The organism is Thermoanaerobacterium aotearoense (genome assembly GCF_009905255.1).
Lineage (GTDB): Bacteria > Bacillota > Thermoanaerobacteria > Thermoanaerobacterales > Thermoanaerobacteraceae > Thermoanaerobacterium > Thermoanaerobacterium aotearoense.
The window spans coordinates 1,233,371-1,252,722 of record NZ_CP047602.1 but is presented as its reverse complement, the minus strand read 5'-3'; the positions used below and the strand labels follow the sequence as shown (position 1 = coordinate 1,252,722).

Annotated in this window: 18 protein-coding genes, 1 tRNA gene, 1 other RNA gene and 1 other annotated feature; of the genes, 1 reads left to right on the top strand and 19 read right to left on the bottom strand. The window is 33.6% G+C overall.

Annotated elements, in window-relative coordinates; genetic code table 11:
- Positions 1 to 53 precede the first annotated feature (53 nt).
- The 11 genes from GSH73_RS06210 to GSH73_RS06160 form a co-directional block, all read right to left on the bottom strand.
- Positions 54 to 359, bottom strand: a complete 306-nt coding sequence (locus GSH73_RS06210) for a thiamine-binding protein (RefSeq protein ID WP_014758870.1) — start codon at positions 357 to 359, stop codon at positions 54 to 56.
- A gap of 2 nt (positions 360 to 361) precedes the next feature.
- Positions 362 to 1,066 carry a 5'-methylthioadenosine/adenosylhomocysteine nucleosidase gene (locus GSH73_RS06205; protein ID WP_014758871.1) on the bottom strand — a complete coding sequence of 235 codons (705 nt, stop codon included), beginning with the start codon at positions 1,064 to 1,066 and terminating at the stop codon, positions 362 to 364.
- 48 nt (positions 1,067 to 1,114) lie between these two features.
- Positions 1,115 to 3,898 carry an isoleucine--tRNA ligase gene (gene ileS, locus GSH73_RS06200; RefSeq protein WP_014758872.1) on the bottom strand — a complete coding sequence of 928 codons (2,784 nt, stop codon included), beginning with the start codon at positions 3,896 to 3,898 and terminating at the stop codon, positions 1,115 to 1,117.
- 55 nt (positions 3,899 to 3,953) lie between these two features.
- Positions 3,954 to 4,163, bottom strand: a binding site (T-box leader).
- Between the two features lie 45 nt (positions 4,164 to 4,208).
- A complete protein-coding gene (locus GSH73_RS06195) occupies positions 4,209 to 4,454 on the bottom strand; it encodes a TM1266 family iron-only hydrogenase system putative regulator (protein ID WP_013788247.1) in 246 nt (81 codons plus the stop codon).
- Complete coding sequence (locus GSH73_RS06190) at positions 4,444 to 4,932, bottom strand: DivIVA domain-containing protein (protein WP_014758873.1); 489 nt, start codon at positions 4,930 to 4,932, stop codon at positions 4,444 to 4,446. The genes GSH73_RS06195 and GSH73_RS06190 overlap by 11 nt, the downstream gene beginning before the upstream one ends.
- A 26-nt stretch (positions 4,933 to 4,958) precedes the next feature.
- On the bottom strand, positions 4,959 to 5,702 hold the full coding sequence (locus GSH73_RS06185) for a YlmH family RNA-binding protein (protein WP_014758874.1): 744 nt from the start codon (positions 5,700 to 5,702) through the stop codon (positions 4,959 to 4,961).
- Between the two features lie 12 nt (positions 5,703 to 5,714).
- Positions 5,715 to 6,005, bottom strand: a complete 291-nt coding sequence (locus GSH73_RS06180) for a YggT family protein (protein ID WP_014758875.1) — start codon at positions 6,003 to 6,005, stop codon at positions 5,715 to 5,717.
- 15 nt (positions 6,006 to 6,020) lie between these two features.
- Positions 6,021 to 6,431, bottom strand: coding sequence for a cell division protein SepF (locus GSH73_RS06175; RefSeq protein WP_014758876.1), 411 nt, complete (start codon positions 6,429 to 6,431; stop codon positions 6,021 to 6,023).
- Positions 6,432 to 7,133, bottom strand: coding sequence for a YggS family pyridoxal phosphate-dependent enzyme (locus GSH73_RS06170; RefSeq protein WP_014758877.1), 702 nt, complete (start codon positions 7,131 to 7,133; stop codon positions 6,432 to 6,434).
- Between the two features lie 11 nt (positions 7,134 to 7,144).
- A complete protein-coding gene (locus tag GSH73_RS06165) occupies positions 7,145 to 8,329 on the bottom strand; it encodes a biotin/lipoyl attachment domain-containing protein (RefSeq protein ID WP_014758878.1) in 1,185 nt (394 codons plus the stop codon).
- 82 nt (positions 8,330 to 8,411) lie between these two features.
- The gene (locus tag GSH73_RS06160) at positions 8,412 to 9,338 is read right to left on the bottom strand and encodes a Gfo/Idh/MocA family protein (RefSeq protein WP_014758879.1); all 927 of its coding nucleotides are present in this window, start codon (positions 9,336 to 9,338) and stop codon (positions 8,412 to 8,414) included.
- 297 nt (positions 9,339 to 9,635) lie between these two features.
- On the opposite strand from GSH73_RS06160, the gene GSH73_RS06155 reads away from it, so the two are divergent.
- A complete protein-coding gene (locus GSH73_RS06155) occupies positions 9,636 to 11,738 on the top strand; it encodes a glutamine synthetase III family protein (protein WP_014758880.1) in 2,103 nt (700 codons plus the stop codon).
- A 139-nt stretch (positions 11,739 to 11,877) separates the two neighbouring features.
- Here the strand turns inward: GSH73_RS06155 and GSH73_RS06150 are convergent.
- The 8 genes from GSH73_RS06150 to GSH73_RS06115 all read right to left on the bottom strand — a co-directional run bounded on the left by GSH73_RS06150 (position 11,878) and on the right by GSH73_RS06115 (position 19,057).
- Positions 11,878 to 11,950 (bottom strand) — tRNA-Ala (locus GSH73_RS06150).
- A gap of 9 nt (positions 11,951 to 11,959) precedes the next feature.
- Positions 11,960 to 12,309, bottom strand: a transfer-messenger RNA (tmRNA) gene (ssrA, locus tag GSH73_RS06145).
- 5 nt (positions 12,310 to 12,314) lie between these two features.
- A complete protein-coding gene (gene smpB / locus GSH73_RS06140; protein ID WP_014758881.1) occupies positions 12,315 to 12,782 on the bottom strand; it encodes an SsrA-binding protein SmpB in 468 nt (155 codons plus the stop codon).
- An 87-nt stretch (positions 12,783 to 12,869) separates the two neighbouring features.
- Positions 12,870 to 15,017, bottom strand: coding sequence for a ribonuclease R (gene rnr / locus GSH73_RS06135; protein ID WP_014758882.1), 2,148 nt, complete (start codon positions 15,015 to 15,017; stop codon positions 12,870 to 12,872).
- A 627-nt stretch (positions 15,018 to 15,644) separates the two neighbouring features.
- Complete coding sequence (locus GSH73_RS06130) at positions 15,645 to 16,169, bottom strand: hypothetical protein (protein ID WP_160175244.1); 525 nt, start codon at positions 16,167 to 16,169, stop codon at positions 15,645 to 15,647.
- On the bottom strand, positions 16,166 to 17,335 hold the full coding sequence (locus GSH73_RS06125) for a hypothetical protein (RefSeq protein ID WP_014758885.1): 1,170 nt from the start codon (positions 17,333 to 17,335) through the stop codon (positions 16,166 to 16,168). The genes GSH73_RS06130 and GSH73_RS06125 overlap by 4 nt, the downstream gene beginning before the upstream one ends.
- Before the next feature lie 48 nt (positions 17,336 to 17,383).
- On the bottom strand, positions 17,384 to 18,052 hold the full coding sequence (locus tag GSH73_RS06120) for a PH domain-containing protein (RefSeq protein WP_014758886.1): 669 nt from the start codon (positions 18,050 to 18,052) through the stop codon (positions 17,384 to 17,386).
- Positions 18,053 to 18,253: 201 nt separating this feature from the next.
- Positions 18,254 to 19,057, bottom strand: a complete 804-nt coding sequence (locus tag GSH73_RS06115) for a helix-turn-helix domain-containing protein (RefSeq protein ID WP_014758887.1) — start codon at positions 19,055 to 19,057, stop codon at positions 18,254 to 18,256.
- Positions 19,058 to 19,352 lie beyond the last annotated feature (295 nt).

Below are 19,352 nucleotides of genomic sequence, written 5' to 3'. Positions count from 1 at the left end.
ATATAACGTGTTAAAATATATGTCAATAGTTTTAATCTTGTCTAAAATATAAATTATCTCACATCAGCACTATTTCTATATTTGCCTATTTTCTCCTCAATCGTCACACCATCAGGTTTAAAGTCTATCTTAACGATCGAAATTACTCTCTTGGCACCTTCATCCGCGCATATATTTTGAGCCTTTTTCACAATATCCAAGAGAACATCGATGTCTCCTTCCATAGTTGTTTCCATCGGGCTTACAAAATACTTAACGCCTGTTGATTTTATGTAATCAATAACTTTATCTACGACTGGATAAATTCTTTCTTCTTCAACTATAGGCAATACTTGTAAGCTTACATTTACAATGCTCATATCTAATTCTCCTTGATTAGATTTATCATCTCTTTAACTATATTGCTGGACACTATTGCTGCTTCCTTAACAAATTGACTAAAATCTTTCGCAGCATTTCCATCAGCATTGTCTGAAATGCTTCTTATTACAACAAATGGCACATTGTTGAGATATGAAGTATGAGCAATTGCTGCGCCTTCCATTTCGACTGCTGATGCGTTAAAAAGCTTTCCCAATTTTAAAGCTTCATCTTTTGATGAGATAAATTTATCGCCTGAAACGATCCTGCCAATATACACTTTCCCATCAATATTATCATTAGCAGCCTTATAAGCCACATCTATGAGATATTCGTCGGCTTTAAATACGCTTGTCTTCATGCGAGGTATTACTCCTAATTCATCTCCAAATGCTGTTGTATCGAAATCATGCTCTATCGCATCAGAAGAAATGACTATATCTCCAACATTTATGCCTTTTTTTAATCCTCCAGCAACACCTGTGTTTATTATGCAATCGACTTTAAATTCAGATATCAATATCTGTGTTGCGATCGCTGCATTTACCTTTCCTATACCTGATTTTACAACAACAGCATCTACTCCATTAAGTATACCGCTAAAAAAATCCATGTCTGCCCTATTTATCGTAAGCTTATTAACAATAGCTTCCTTGAGTAGCTCTACTTCTTCCTCCATAGCGCCAATAAAGCCTATCTTTTTCACACTTATACTCTCCTTTCATCTTTAATTAAAAAAGGGAGAAATCTCCCTTTAGATATGTGCAGCACACCTACTGCAAATTGTTGGATGCTCTTTATCTTCCCCGACAGTCTCGCTGTACATCCAGCATCTTTCGCATTTTTCACCAGGTGCATGACTTATTTTTATAGCGATGTCATAATCTTCGCTTTTGTACGCATCATCAGGTATAACTTCATCATTTTCATGAAGAACAGTCTTTGATACGATAAAGACTGTATTAAAATCTTCTTCAAACTGCTTCAAAAATTCATACAGTTCTCTGGACGCATAAATATCGACTTGAGCTTCCAAAGAATGTCCTATTTCCTTGTTTGAGCGGGATATCTCCAATGCCTTAGAAATGTCTTTTCGTATGTCAAAAAGCTTATTCCAGTTGTCTATTATCTGTTTATTGTCGTAGATATCATTAGGCTCTGGCCAATCAGCCAATTGAACGCTCTCGAAATTATTTTTTGCATCGTGCTGCATATAGCTCCATATTTCGTCTGCTGTAAATGTCAGCACTGGTGCTATGATTCTTACAAAACCGTTTAATATTGTGTACAAAGTAGTCTGAGCTGCCTTTCTTTCCTTTGATGCGGCTGGGAAAGTATACAGCCTGTCTTTCAATATGTCAAGGTACAAATTGCTCATATCTACAATACAGAAAGTATGAACAAGATGCAAGAACTCATAAAATTTATATTTATCAAAAGCTTCAGTTACATCCTTCACAAGTTCATTGTATTTGTACAAAGCCCATTTGTCTATATCTAACAATTCATCATATGGCAACAAATCTTTATCAGCATCAAAATCGTAAAGGTTACTTAATAAAAACTTTGCTGTGTTTCTGATTTTTCTATATGATTCCGTCATCTGCTTTAAAATTTCTTTTGATATCCTCATGTCTGAAGTGAAATCTGCAGAAACAGCCCACAGCCTCAATATATCAGCACCATACTCTTTTACAACATCGGCTGGATCGATTCCATTTCCAAGGGACTTTGACATTTTCCGCCCTTCACCATCTACAACAAAACCATGTGTCAATACATTTTTATACGGAGCGACACCTTTTGTAGCGACAGATGTCAGAAGCGATGACTGGAACCATCCTCTGTGTTGATCAGAGCCTTCCAAGTACAAATCTGCCGGCCATCTAAGTCCATCAGTTGTCTCTAAAACCGCTACATGGCTGGAACCAGAATCGAACCAGACATCCATGATGTCCGTTTCTTTTCTAAATTCTGCAGAACCACATTCACACTTTGTGCCTTGTGGCAGTATTTCTTCAGCCGATAATTCATACCATGCATCGGAACCCTTTTCGGCAAACAACTTCTTTACCGCATTTATCGTATCATCGTTTATCAATTCTTTCCCACAGTGTTTGCAGTAAAAAATAGGAATCGGGACGCCCCATATCCTTTGTCTGGATATGCACCAGTCGTGCCTATCTCTAACCATGTTTGTAATCCTATCTTCGCCCCACTCAGGAATCCAATTTACTTCTTTTATCGCTTTCAGCGCTTCATTTCTAAATCCATCTACAGATGCAAACCACTGCTCTGTGGCGCGGAATATAACAGGATTTTTGCATCTCCAGCAATGAGGATACGAATGCGTGAAAGTCTTCGAAGCCAATAACGCATTGGCTCTCTCAAGATCCTCTTTTATGACCTTATTTGCATCAGAGTAAAATAGCCCATTGTATTTTCCTGCTTTTTCAGTAAATCGCCCCTTATCGTCAACAGGATTCAAAACATCAAGTCCATATTTTTGACCAACTACAAAGTCCTCTTCGCCGTGGCCAGGTGCTGTATGCACACATCCTGTACCTGCTTCTTGCGTTACGTGTTCGCCTAATATTATAAGCGATGTCCTGTCAAAAAGAGGATGCTTAGCTTTCATTCCTTCCAGTTCTGAGCCTTTAAAAGTAGCAATTATTTGGCTGTTTGAAAGCCCAGTCTCTTTTTCAATGCTGTCAAGCATATCTTTTGCCATTATGTAAATTTCATTTCCGTACTTTGCTAAAGCATAATCAAAATCTGGATTCAAGCAAATTGCAAGATTAGCAGGGATTGTCCAAGTTGTTGTAGTCCATATTACAAAGTACAAATTGCTTAAATCATCAACAATGCCTTTAAATTTTCCAAGATCGTCTACAACTCTAAATTTAACGTAGATTGAATCAGATTTTTCATCAGAATACTCTATTTCTGCTTCTGCCAATGCAGTCTCACAATCTGTACACCAGTATACAGGCTTAAGTCCTTTATATATATATCCTTTCTTTGCCATCTCTCCAAATACTTCTATCTGCTTTGCCTCATATTCTGGTTTCAATGTCAAATATGGATTTTGCCAATCTCCTCTTACACCTAATCTAATAAACTGCGCTTTTTGCTTTTCAATTTGCGAAAAAGCAAAATCACGGCACACCCTTCTAAATTCTACTGGACCTACATCATTTCTCTTTATCCCTAATGTCTTAATCGCCTGCTGTTCTATTGGCAAGCCATGAGTATCCCAACCTGGCACATATGGTGATTCATACCCCCTCATCGTCTTATATTTAACCACCATGTCCTTCAAAACTTTGTTCATAGCAGTGCCAAGGTGTATATTGCCATTTGCGTATGGCGGGCCATCATGAAGAATGAACTTCTCCTTCCCTTTATTTTTAAGTAAAGTTTTGTGGTATATGTCCATGTTCTCCCATTTCTTTAATATTTCTGGCTCTCTCGTCGGCAAATTCGCCTTCATTGGAAAATCAGTCTTTGGCAGATTTAATGTTTTGTTGTAATCCATAAACATACCTCCTATTTCAAATTGCGTAATGCAGAAAAAATAAAAACCTCTCATCCAAAGGGACGAGAAGTCGCGGTACCACCCTAATTATTAAGGCACAATGCCTTAATCACTCATGAGATAACGGGGTTTTCCCGGCTTAGCCTACTGAATTTCAGCCAGCAGCTTCGAGGTGATATATGACAAACTAACTTATTGGCTTTCACCGACCGCCAACTCTCTTAAAAGTTTTGTTTGCATAAATTGTCCTCTTCATCGCTTTTTCGCATTTTAAATAATTATACAATATGTAAAAAAAGACGTCAACATCTTACGTTGTAATGGCAGACCTTACTTTTACACCTTCAATGCTGCCAAGCTTGCCAGTTAAAGCACCGATGTCATCCGTCGTACCGTCGACAATCAGCGAGATGATTGACACATTTCTTTCTTTATATGGAATACCCATTCTGCCCACTATGATATCGGCATATTCGCTTAAAATATGATTGACTTTTTCAGACGCCAACTCTCTATTTTGGACTAAGATTCCGATTACAGCAAGTCTATTCCTCATCATTTCTCACATCGTTCTCATCATCAAAAAATTCTCTGTCGTCTATAGATAATATAGCTTCAAGCTCTCCTTCAAGGAGTGTTTTGAATTTAGCCTTAAACACATTCAATTTTTTCCTTTGATTTTCAAGCTCTGCTCTAATCCTTACTACTTCTTGATTGGCTTTCTGCATTATTTTTTCTGCTTCTTGTTGCGCTTGCTGTATTATCAAATCAGCTTCTTTCTTGGCATTTAACTTTAAATCTTCAGCCGACTTTTGAGCAACCACCAGCGTATTATTTAGCGTTTTCTCTATATCGGTATAATTCTGCAATTTATCATTTAATATATTTACTCTATCCTTTAGATCAGAGTTTTCTTTGTACAACAGTTCATAGTCTTCCATGACTTTGTCCAAAAACTCGTCAACTTCATTTTCATTGTAGCCTCTAAATGAACGCTTAAACTCCTTGTTGTGTATGTCCATCGGTGTTAACATGCCAATCCACTCCTTGTCATCTTATATTATTTGTATTTTAAAATATGAACATATACCCTGCCTTTTCTCGATGTGCCCAAAACTTCTTGGAGTTTGATCCTTCCATAGCCTCTTAAAGACATGATGTCCCCTTCCTTTACCTCAAATGAAGGCGACATATTTGTCTCCCAATTCACTTCAGTAAGTCCAGCTTTTATCATTTCGGAAGCCTTTGTCCTGGATATTTTAAATCCTGATGCGACTATGCTGTCAAGCCTTATAGATGCAACGGTCGTTTTAATGTCCTCGTACTCTATTACAGGCTCTATAACCTCATCTAAGTCAATCGAACTAACAATAACCTTCTCTCTGCCTACCTTTTTCAAATTCATCAAAACATAATCGGCTATATCATTATGCACTATTACATCACAGATTTCCTGTCTTTTAATTATATCACCAATTTTTTCTCTTTTTATACCTAATCCTAACAGTGAACCTAACACATCTCTATGTGACAACTTCGTTAAGTCGCCATTTATCCTTATCCCCTTTATTACATTAAAATGTTCACCATCATAAATCGGTAAAAGCGACGGATATATACAGGCTATCTTTCTTTCAGCCTCCTTAAATCCACCATCAAATCTACAATCTATATCGTCATGTTTTGCAATCAACTTTAGCAGTATTTTCTGATCTTTCATGCTAAGAAAATCTGTAAATCTATCGCGCCTATTTTTTTGTACCCAGTTTATTATGTCACTAAGTCTTGCAGTACTGTATTCCATTCCTTCACCCTTTTATATTAACGATATTAAGCTTAATAATATTGGTCTTATCACATATTGGATAGCCAACATGGCAAGGATAGGCGAAAAATCTATCATCATATTCCTTCCAATAGATGACTTAAATTGCAATCTCCTGAAAGGATCCAAAATAGGCTCTGTAACGATGATGACGAATCGCGATATAGGGTTTCCCATATTCTCCATTCTCAAAAGTGATAATACCACCCTTATTACAATAAGCCAATTTACGATCTCAAAAAAGTAGTTTAATGTTAAGATCAAAGCATAGTTTGTCGTCAAATCATACCCTCCTCATTACTTTAAATTGAACATTGAATCGACTTCATCTTGTATATCGCCAGCAATATCAAAATTGTCCGGCACAATTAAAAATATGCTATTGGCAATTTTCTTAATTTCCCCATTTAACGCAAAAACAGCGCCGCTTAAAAAGTCTATGAGCCTTTGAGCATCATTTCTTTCCATATTTTGAAGATCAATAATTATAGGCTTTTTGTTTTTTATGTTTTCAAGGATTGTCTGCGCCTGTTCAAAACTATCTGGCTTCAAAATAATAACTTTTATCTGTGATTGTGTATGTATATTCACTATTTTGGGCTTTTGGCTAAAAGGCACTTCGTTTTCAACTTTTTCAACGTTCACTTCGTCTTCCTGCTCATCAAATCCAAAAAAATTCATAAGCTTTTCAATCACTTTTACAGCCATTTATTTTACCTCCATATCATATAATCTTTTCCCAAAAATTCCTGTACCTATACGTATGATGTTGGCACCTTCTTCAACAGCAACAGTGTAATCATTTGTCATACCCATAGATAAATACTTAAAATCTAAATTTCTTTGATTTAAAGACTTAGCGATATCAAATAATTGCTTCATTTTTCTAAAATAAGGCCTTACATCTTCAGCCTCTACATAAGGTGCCACCGTCATCAAACCTTTTATTTTCAAGTTCTCAAAGCTGTCAAGCTCCTTTATGAATTCCAATAAGTTTGACGGTTCAATTCCATACTTTGATTCTTCTGAGCCTACATTTACCTCGATCAAGCAGTCCATAATCCTATTGCACTTTTTGGCTCTTTTATCTATTTCTTCTGCAAGGCGTACGCTATCAAGCGAATGGATCATCTTCACTTTATCTATTATGTATTTTACCTTATTTGTTTGAAGATGACCTATAAAATGGAACTGAACCTTATCCATCAATGCTGGATATTTGTCTTCTAACTCTTGTACTTTGTTTTCTCCAATATCCGTAATGCCGTATTTTATTGCTTCTTCTATTCTTGATACATCGACGGTTTTAGTCACTGCCACAATTAATATATCGTCAGGATTTCTGTTAACTTTTAATGCATGCTTCTTAACATTTTCTTTTACTTCATCAATATTATAACGTATATCCATAATAATCCCTCTTACTTCTTTAAATAGTCTTTGCCATATACTAATATTTCGTCATACATTTTTAAATTTCCATCTGTACTTTCTACAACGGCACTTTCTGAATTTTGCGCTTTTACATCGACTTCTTCAAAGGCAGGAATGCCATTGTTTAATTTATACACGCCATATTTTCCATCAACTTTTACGATAGCCGTATTTGGCACAATAAAACCTTCATAGTTATTTACTGTTATGTTGACTTTGACCTTTCTTTTTTTATAAAAATCATTATAAGCATCATCCATTTTTATAACTACGCCAAACAAATTGTCAGATATCGAATATATTTTCATTATGTGTCCATCTAACAATTGACTGTCGTCATTATCTATTTCTACTTTTATGTTGTTCCCCTCTTTTAATTTTTGGCTCTGACTTTTGTCCAATACAGACAACACATACCAATCGTAATTGTCTATTAATTTTAATATAGGTTCACTTTGCTTTACTTCACCTTTTATCTCTGTTGGTTCTTTTTGTATCGCGTTGATATCATTGGATGTAATGTTAAACAATTTGTTTACATTAAACATCTTTTCATATCCATCAAAATAATCGCTGACGACCCCTGCTTCAGGCGAATATATCTTGTATAAGCCATTAGAAATAATGCTTTCTAATTGTTTTTTTTGGCTATAAAGGTCATCTAAATTTCTAATCGACGAAGGACCATTTTTGATTATCTGCTCTTTTTTGCTGGTCAAATCATCTATTTTTTTTCTTAAACTATTTAAAACGCTTTTGTCTTTTGCCTGCTGATATTCCTTATTTAATTCATCTATCTGAGCATTTATGCTTTCTATATCTTTTGCATAGGGATTTGTGTCTTTATCATCCTTAATGCTCTGAATCTTTTCATCTACAGAATTCAGCTCATTCAACTTCGACTTATCAAAGTTTGGCGATACAACTTCAGCTATTTCCTTGCCTTTCGGCACTCTTGTCCCATTCTTTACTAACATATTAACTTCTCCATTAATCGGAGAATTTATGACCATTTCATCAACCACTATGTAACCGTAAGTATCTATTGATTCAGATAAATTGCCCGGTTTAAGTGGTATAGTCTTATCTTTTCCGCTTATAGTATTTACTGCAACCTTCCCTATGTAAAGTATGACTACAATTGCTATGATGATATTCAATATTCTCTTCATAAAACCACCTAAGATAATATTCTATAAAAAATCAATTTTTCCTCCTTTAAATTCACTCTTTTGCACTTATTTTATAAACTTTTTATTTTATCTTTTTCACAATATCTTCAACCAATTGATGCGTCTTTAAAGAAAGTTTTATTTCATCATAATTTATTTCTTTAGAATTTATAGAACACAAAAAACTATCTACTGCACTTTCAAAACCTCTTATGTACGATACGCTGTCCCAAGAATGATGACTATAAATAGATACTGTTTCCCCATCAAACGCCCGTAATTTTTCGAGATTTTCAATTATTACACTTCTTCCATGACCATGCAACTCCAGCACTTCTTCATCTATGCCGCTGTTTCTGTGCATTACACCAATTGCGACTTTATTATCCGAAGAAATTTCAACGTTTATATATTTTAAGCTATTATTTTCCTTTATTACTTTTACGTGTGAAATATTTAGGCTTTCAACATCGCCAATTTGATGACACAGTGTATCAACTACGTGTATAAAGTCATCGTAAATGGTGAATTTACTATCATCTCCAACACCGCCACTTCTATTTTTCTTCATAATGTACAATTCAGGTTTTCTATCTCTAAAATGATCTAATGCTTTAATATACAATGGTGCATATCTTCTATTAAAACCAACAGTTAAAACAAGTGAATTGTTAAGCGCAACATCATAAAGTTCTTCAGTCTTTTTATAATCATCTGTCAATGGTTTATCCACATAAACATGAATATTGTTTGTGAGAAGTTTTTTTACAATCTCATAATGGCTATCAGTAGAAGCATGAACAAAAGCACAATCAGGCTCTAAAGCAATTGCTTCATCTGTCGAAACATATGTCTTAACTTTGTAATTCTCTTTATACTTTAAAAGCTTTTTTTCATCTCTGCCTACAATACCAACTATTTTAATCATATCTACATTAAATATGAATGGTAAATATGCTTTTTTAAATATATTGCCAGGTCCTACAATTATAGCTTTAAACTTCTTCATAACATCACCTCTATAATTCATTTGCTGTTTTTAGAAAATTTGTAAACCTCGGCATCTTTATGCATATTATATAACAAGTCATTCATATAACCAAGAAAAACACACGACTTTTTAAAAATGAAGTACTTGCATTTGCGTGAAGTTTGTGATAATATTTAATTAATTATTTGTGAAAAAATTTAATAGGTAAAAATGAGACAAGGGCGTTTCATTAATATATTTTGAGTGTATTAATGGCGTCCTTGTTTTGTTTATATTTTCCATTATTACTAAAAAATAAATGAAAGGGGATTTTTTATGTCAGAAAATTCTTTGAAAAATATTTTTGGTGCCAACGTGTTTAATGACGCAGTAATGAGAGAGCGTCTGCCAAAGCAAACATACAATGCTTTAAGAAAGACAATCGACGAAGGTTTGCCACTTGACCCAAAAGTTGCAGACGTAGTAGCAAACGCTATGAAAGACTGGGCCATTGAAAAAGGAGCAACGCACTTCACACATTGGTTTCAACCATTGACAGGTATCACCGCAGAAAAACATGAATCTTTTATCTCTCCTACACCAGACGGTAAAGTCATCACAGAATTTTCAGGCAAAGAACTCATAAAAGGTGAGCCTGATGCATCATCATTCCCTTCAGGCGGATTAAGGGCTACATTTGAGGCCAGAGGTTATACAGCATGGGATTGCACATCTCCTGCATTTGTCAAAGATAATGTCTTATACATCCCAACTGCATTTTGCTCATACACTGGCGAGGCATTGGATTTAAAGACACCTTTATTGCGTTCTATGGAAGCATTGTCAAAGGAAGCATTGAGAGTTCTTAAATTATTCGGAAATAGCACTTCAAAAAGAGTCATAACAACTGTTGGTCCAGAACAAGAGTATTTCTTGATAGACAAAAAATTGTATGAAAAACGCAAAGACTTAATATTAACAGGTAGAACATTATTTGGCGCAAAGCCACCAAAAGGACAGGAAATGGAAGACCATTATTTCGGAACCATCAGGGAAAGAGTTTTCGAATTCATGAAAGAGCTTGATGAAGAGCTTTGGAAGTTAGGAATATCAGCTAAAACCGAACACAATGAAGTTGCCCCTGCTCAACATGAATTAGCGCCAATCTTCAATACGACAAACATAGCAACGGATCACAATCAATTGACAATGGATATAATGAAAAAAGTGGCTTTGAGAAATGATTTGGTATGCCTATTGCACGAGAAGCCATTCGCCGGCGTCAACGGATCTGGAAAGCACAATAACTGGTCAATGAGCACAGATGATGGTTTAAACTTATTAGATCCTGGAAAGACTCCGCATGAAAATGCACAATTTTTGGTTTTCCTGTGCGCAGTTATCAAGGCAATCGATGAATACGCTGATTTATTAAGAGTATCATGTGCAACACCTGGAAATGATCACAGGCTTGGTGCAAATGAAGCTCCACCAGCAATAATCTCGATCTTCTTAGGCGATCAATTAACTGATATCTTGGAACAAATAGGCGAAACTGGCGGTGCTACAAACTCAAAGCAAGGTGGAGAATTAAAAATCGGCGTAACAACGCTTCCTACGCTTTACAAAGATTCTACTGACAGAAACAGAACATCACCTTTTGCATTTACAGGAAACAAATTCGAATTCAGAATGGTAGGTTCTTCATCATCAGTAGCAACTGCAAATTACATCTTAAATACGATTGTGGCAGAAGTTTTATCAGAAATTGCAGATAGACTTGAAAAAGCTGATAACTTTGATGAAGAAGTCCAAAAAATATTAAAAGAGATCGTAATAAATCATAAAAGAGTTATCTTCAACGGAAACGGATATTCAGAAGAATGGGTAAAAGAAGCTGAGAAAAGAGGGCTTCCAAATATAGCTTCAACAGTCGATGCTATTCCTGCCCTTTTAAAAGACAAAAATGTGAAGGTCATGGAAAAACACGGCGTATTAAGCAAGATAGAATTAGAAGCTCGCTATGAAATAATGCTTGAAAACTACTCAAAGACTATAAACATAGAAGCTTTGACAATGCTTGACATGGCTAAAAAGCAAATCCTTCCAGCGGTCTTAAAATTCATTAAAAATGTCGCAGACTCCATAAATGCAGTAAAAGAAACTGGATTAGATGCTTCGATTGAGGCGCAAGCCGATTTATTGAAGGAAGTTTCTTCATTGACAGCCGAATTTAAGAGGAGAACCGACAATCTTGAAAAGGCTTTAAACAATGCATCAAATATTGAAGGAGATTCTTTTGCTTTAGCTAAATATTATAGAGATGAAGTATTTGTAAAAATGGGAGAGCTTAGAGAAATAGGCGACAAATTAGAAACATTAGTTGACGCTGATATTTGGCCACTTCCAACATATGCCGACATGCTTTTCTACGTATAATCACCATATAAAAAAACTATTGGGGTTTTACCTCAATAGTTTTTTATATAATATTAGTTTAAATTTCAAATCAATAAGGATAATCAATAAGGATAATAAAAATAATAAAAAGCCTCATTCTCAAGGCTTTTTTTAAATATGGAGATAAGGGGATTCGAACCCCTGGCCTCTACAATGCCATTGTAGCGCTCTCCCAACTGAGCTATATCCCCGAATATGTATGGTGGAGGTGCGGGGAGTCGAACCCCGGTCCGAAGGTGTCACAGTAAAAGCTTCTCCGAGCGCAGTCACTGTTTTGACATTCCCTCTGCAGCTCTCCCAGTGACAGGATAACTGCTTTGGTAGCTTCATAAAATCCGATTTATCTCAAAGCTTTGATAAATCAGTTCCCCACTAAATCGACGCCCAATCCTTTGATGTGGGAATCAAAGGTTGAACGGCTGCTTGTAATTAAGCAGCGTAAGCTAAATTATCGTTTGCGTTTATATTTAAGTCCACCGTTTTACGAGCAGATGGAACCTCGGCTCGCTACTTTTACCTCAACTACCCCCGTCGAAACCAGTACACCCCCGTATATCATATATGCTGGCTTTCTTTAAAATGCCTTTCTATCTCCCTCTTAGCGTCTCTTTTCGCCATATCTTCACGTTTATCATACAATTTTTTGCCTCTGGCAACTGCTAATTCCACTTTTACAAGCCCATGCTTAAGATAAACTCTTAAAGGAACTAATGTATATCCTTTTTGAGTAACATAACCAGTCAGTTTATTAATCTCTCTTCTGTTAAGAAGCAATTTCCTCGTTCTAAGCGGATCTTTGTTGAAGATATTGCCTTTTTCGTATGGGCTTATATGCATATTGTATAGGAAAACCTCATTGTTTTCTATACGTGCAAAACTGTCCTTCAAATTCACTTTGCCCATCCGTACAGATTTGACTTCTGTACCAAAAAGCACAATGCCCGCTTCATAAACTTCATCTATAAAGAAGTCGTGACTGGCTTTTTTGTTTTGTGCAAGCACCTTTATATTTTCACTACTCATAAGAAAAACACCTTTTCTGTAAAATACATTGTTCCCTCACAGCACATGGGTCTGCGCTTAATTATTATAGCACATTAAATTCACATGTCAAGCACCTTCGATATTGCGGATTTCCTCTGGTGAAGCCAAGACAAAATCTATTTCCCTCCTATCCACGTTGGCACCTACTACTTTTACATATACAACATCTCCTATAGAAAATCTTCTATTAGTTCTTTCGCCAACTAACGTGTATGTTTCATCATCATAATGGTAATAGTCATCATCAAGAGTGTCAATATCGACTAATCCTTCTACTGTGTTGTCTAACTCTACAAAAAAGCCGTAATTCGTAACGTTGGCGATTATAGCTTTATAGATATTCCCGATTCTCTCTTTCATGTATTCTACTTTCTTCAAATCTTCTATTTCCTTCTCCGCCGAATCAGCCGCTCTTTCCCTTTCCGAAGCTTTTAATGAAATGTCATTTAATATTTTATTGTAATGTTCCTGCCGCTTCTCATTCAATTTACCATGGATATTTTCTTTTATAATCCTATGGATTATAAGATCGGGATATCTCCTTATAGGCGATGTAAAATGTGTATAATACTGTGTCGCCAAAGCATAATGTCCTAAATCCTCTGGACTATATCTGGCCCTCTTTAAAGACCTTAGTAAAAGCGTCTCCACGACTCTCTGTTCATTTTTGCCCCTCACTTGCTTTATAAGCTCCTGCAATGCTTTCGGATGTATTTCATCTCCTCCAATCCCTTTTATGTGATAACCTAAATTGTGTATAAATTTATTAAATGCCATCAGCTTCTCCATGTCCGGATGCTCATGAACTCTGTATACAAACGGCACGTTGATCCAGTGCATGTGTTCTGCAACTGTCTCATTTGCAACAAGCATAAATTCTTCAATAATCCTATGGGCTATATTTCTTTCGACTTTTACAATATCAACCGGCTTCCCTTTCTCGTCTACAATTATTTTTGCTTCTTCAAAATCAAAGTCTACGCTGCCACGTCTTTTTCTTCTTTCTAACAAAATCTTTGCCAAATCCTTCATATTATTAAAATCTTCTATTAAATCTTTATATCTTTCTTTTAATTCTTTGTCACTTTCCTCCAAAATTTTGTGCACATTAGTATATGTCATTCTTTCTTTGCTGCGTATTACGCTTTCAAATATATCGTGATCTACAACATTACCATTCCTGTCTATCTTCATCTTTACCGTAAGTGTCAATCTGTCCTCAGACGGATTAAGGCTACAGATCCCGTTTGACAACCTGTGCGGCAACATTGGTATGACTCTATCTATAAAGTACACGCTGCAACCTCTATTTAAAGCTTCCTTATCAAGCTCCGAACCCTCTTTAACGTAGTGACTGACATCTGCAATGCTGACATAAAGTATATAGTCACCACTATCAAGCTTCTCTACTGCTACAGCATCATCAAGATCTTTCGCATCTTCTCCGTCTATCGTGACAATATTTAAGTGGCGCAAATCTGTCCTTCCTGATATCTCATCACTTGATATTTTCTCTTGTATGTTTTCTGCCTCTTTTATGACTTTCTTTGGAAATTCTTCAGGTATGTTGTATGAACGAATCACTGATAGTACATCTACTCCAGGATCATCTTTCTTGCCTAAAATCTCAACTATTTTACCTTCAGGACTTCTCCTCTTTTCTGGCCACTTAGTTATCTTAACTACCACCTTCATGCCATCTTCGGCATTCATGGTATCAGATTTTGAAATAAATACATCTTGCGTAATACTTCTATCATAGGGAATTACAAAGCCAAAATTGCGACTTTTCTCAAAGGTACCAACAATGGTAGCATTAGCCCTCTTGAGTATTTTCACGACTTCGCCTTCCCACTTTTTGCCTTCAACTTTTTTTGTCGCCCGAACTAATACAATATCATTCTGCATTGCACTGTTTAAATTGTCTTTAGAAATAAATATATCCTTAATGTTTTCATTTTCTGGTATCAAAAAAGCAAAACCCCTTGATGTGGCATCTATTTTCCCTTTTATTATATCAAGTCTTTCTGATAAAGCATATTTCTCATTTTTTGTCTTATATATTGTCCCATCTTTCTCCAAATCTTTTAGTAGATCTTCAACAATTCCTTTTTGACTGTAATCCACATCAAGCATTTTTAAAATATTTTCAATTCTCGAAGGCTTATAATTTTCGTCATTAAAAAGCTCTAACAATTTATCTTTAAAATTCATACATATTCCTCACAATCTATTAAATTAAGTCTTACAGATTAATATCTCATATAGTTAATTTTCCATTTATCTATTATAATTATAACATCTACCATAAGAAATATTGAAGAAAACTATAAAATAATTTTCATTTTTCAAATATGAATTAAAGGTATGATTAATGCTAACCCAGACAATATCATTGAATCTAATAACGAATCAATAATATTAGAATCTGTATACTTCCAATAACTGTAGAAAAGTGTAATTGGAAGCAATATCGCATTCATCCAAATATATGTATTAGAGAATATACTCCATGAGATATTTAACAAAATTAAATTAAATAATGACATTATAGCCCATACTAACGTTAATGGCACAAATGCTAATAAAATAATTGCAACACTAGAAACCAATAAATTATTACGTCTTTCTTTTACTCTAATTAACCTTATTATTACTAACATTGGATACAAATAAACAAATTTAAAAAAGTATACTATACTAAGCATAATGAATCCGCTTTCGAAAAACACTTTGCTATTACCTGTAAAAGATTTAAACTGGCCTAACACTGTTACAGCTATTGATATAAAGATAAAAATTAATAGTAAAAAAATTTGTTTAAATGAAGCATGTATCTTTTTACTTGATAAAAGCCATGATTTCATATTGTTCTATCACTCCCCCAATTGCAATTAATGCTATTCCTGTTAAAAATAATGCAATTTGATATTTACTGTATCTTCTATAAACAAGATAATTCAAACCAATATACATTGAGAAAAGTACAACAACTGTAATACCGATTGACTCTGGTATAAAAAAAAAACATTTAGCAATTGAATTAATTTTAATTGTTTCTATCCATAAAGACCACCAACTAAATAGATACAGGATAGTGAAAATACCACCACTAATAAGCCCTAGCATCCCAACAAGTAAAGATAAAGATAGATTATGAATTATTATTTTTATCCATAAATTTCTCAATTCAGGTTTTTCAAAAATACCCATTCGATTTAATATATCTAAAATACCACTACTAATTTCATCGTTTGGTCTAACTCTTAATCCGCTAATTATTCCCATCAAAATTGGTATTAAAGTAATAATTAATGGGATCATATTAAAATATCTACTTTCTTTAATAATTTTTAGCGCTTTCATTTCTGCTTTAACCTCTCTATTAATTTAATAGCTTGAGTCCTATATCTATATTTATATTTTTCTGGTAGCATAATATCTCCATATGCTAACTCTTGCAAGGCTTTTATTGCACTATCAATACCTATTTTTCTGATAGCAAACTCCTCTGCTCGTTCTTCATAAATTTGCCTTATTTTTATAAAAATTAAAAATATCAAACTTATACTAGATGCTGCTATAAGCATTATTAACCAGAAGGTATAACGTAGCTTATTCATGAAGTGCAAATATTCAATTCCAACTGTAACAAAAAAAGCTAACCACGGAAATATTATCGGAGAAAGTAAATACATAATATTATTATATTTCGCACGAATATGTCCTTCTTCATGCGCGACTACGTATTTTAAGACTGTATTGTTTTCAGAAATTAAAGGATTTATATAAATTCTCTCTTTGTATGCTAATCCAAGCGGACAGTTTTGTAAAAAAGGCATTATTGGGCACTCATAAATTTCAAAATCATAAAGAAAATTTTTAATTTTTTTACTAAAGCTTATTGCAGGTAAAGCCCTATACCACCATGGCGATAATGAATAAGGTGAAAAATAAAATGATAAAATCTCAATGCCAAAAATCAATATTATATTACATGAAAATTTTTTAGAAATACCTATAATTTCTAATATTTTAGAAATGTAACTATTTAATTTAATAAATAAAAATGGTGAAGTAATTATAATTGCTAATGCAATCAAAATTACAATTATTGTTTTAACAAAATCAATCTTTTTTATAGGTTCAACATTGTCAATTCTCAAATAACTATGATCAGGACAAAGCTTTACTTTTATACGGTCTGACAATACTACTATGTTTCTTTCTATCTCTTTAACTTTTATTCCTTGAAGAAGAAAAAGCAGTAAATGGAACAAACTCAAGAAAAAATAATATTCTTTTTCTCGGTTTTTCTTAATATCATCATTTAAAATGAATTTTGGTTTCCCTGAAATAATTACATTAACAAAAAAAGAACATAAAATAAATAGAATATCAAGTGATACATAGTTATGTATAATTCCATTACCTAGCGGAATTACCAATACATTAATGCTAAGTGCCGATAAATAAATGGATACAAGGGCAGCGCGCATTACCCACGCTGCCACTTCTGCTAAAAGAATCAATTAAAATCCTCCTTATCGCCAAAACATTATATATCTTTATTTAGCAAACTATAAAACAATGCCAACAGCTGCAGCTCCTGTAATAATACCTGCTAGCTCCGGTGCTGTGACTATGGCATTTACAACTGCCCAAAAACCGTAGAATGAATATAAATATTTTAAGTCTTCCCAATTTTTAACTATATAATTAGTTACTTCCTGAACATATGAACCAATAGCACCTCCTAATACGTTCGCAACAATATCTCTTACATTAGGTAGTTTACCAGTTCCAAGATAATACACTAACGCATCTGGTTCTTGTTGATTATTTTCTATTTTTAAAGAATTCTTATTAAACAAGTAATCCGCAAGCGGATTAATTTTGCTTGTCACTTGAAATGTCTTCAAACTTTCCTCATCTGTTATTGTTATATCATATTGATTATTCGAAATTGGAGTTACTTTAATAGCCACAGTAGATGTTTTGCCTTTTGAATCTTTAAAGTTAACCATACCATCGAAAGAACTTTTTCTTGTCACAGTCAATACATTATGTCCATTTCTACTGATATTCAATGTCTTTGTATCATTTGAAACAGACATTGAAATCTTATCTTTTTCTTGAACATTTAACGTTTGTGCGCTTGCTGATATTATACCTCCTAACAGAACTAGCATAGCAAGAAGTAGCGCTACAGTCTTTTTTGTAAAAACTCTTTTGTATAATTCTAACACTCATCATTACCTCCTGTGTACATTATTAAACATACAACGGCCGTTTTCTGTTCATTTACTATTATAAACCTTTGTACAATCTTGAAAAGTTACCAAATTCGCCGATTTTTTAGTCAATATTTGTCGAACACAGTCGAAAACATGAGCGATTATTTCCATAAAATATTTTAGTATTTAAAATATTTTCATAACAACCTACCTCTAGTATCTATTATACCAGCATCTATAGCATTTAAGGACTAATGTAATATCATTTTTTGCCTTAAATTTAAATTTTAATTTATTAATATACCGTCTTAACGTTGTTTCTGAAATATTTATTTCATACATTATTTCTTTTTTATCCATACCACATGCTAAAAATGACAATATTGATTTTTCTGTTAAACTTAGTCTCTTGTCTATAGCACAACACTTTCCATATTTATACAAAATCATTTCTTCTATGTACATTGCAATATTCTTAAGCATAATACTTTGTTCCTTAATACTTGAAATATTAATACATGAGATATCAAGATATGCAATTGTTTCTACATTTAAACTATCAAATATTGGTATAGCTGTACAATACCAGTCTCTAAATAAATCGCAATAATGATCCTTACCACATAATTCAGCTTGCTTTTTGTATTTCATAGCAAGATTAATTGCATTTACACCACAGTCTTCAATTCTTAAGCTGTTCCCTTCTGAAAAATGCAATTCATTGAAGTAATCAATTAATTGATTATCATATATAAGCTTAATTATATAACCATTTTTATCACATAAAATAAAGAAATAACCATTTGCAAGGAGAAATTTGTATCTGGTACTTTTTCTAATGAGATTATCAAGTAAAGATATTAAATAACTATTTTCCTTTTTAGATCTTATCAATTCTTCTTTATCAATCTTCATATTGAACGATTTTTTATCTGGTTTGATATTCATAAGCAATGATTCCCCATATGAGAAAATTAATTCATTACATCCTCTTTTTATTACAGCTTCATTGTTCATAAATACCTCACTCCATAAACTTATTGTTATTTATCTAATATACATATTCTATAAAAATATAAAAAATCCTTTAAAAAGTTAAAAGAATAAATCAATAAATTATAATAAAATAGATAAAAATCAAAATCGAAGGAAATATTTGATTTTGCAGATAAAATAGTATAAAATTTAAATAAAGATTGGTAGCAATTTATTATCAAGCCTATTAAAATTTTGAGCATTAGAATAAACCCGAACATAGAAATGTCATGTTAAATTATTGTTCGGTGTATTAACTTACAATTTGATATAAATC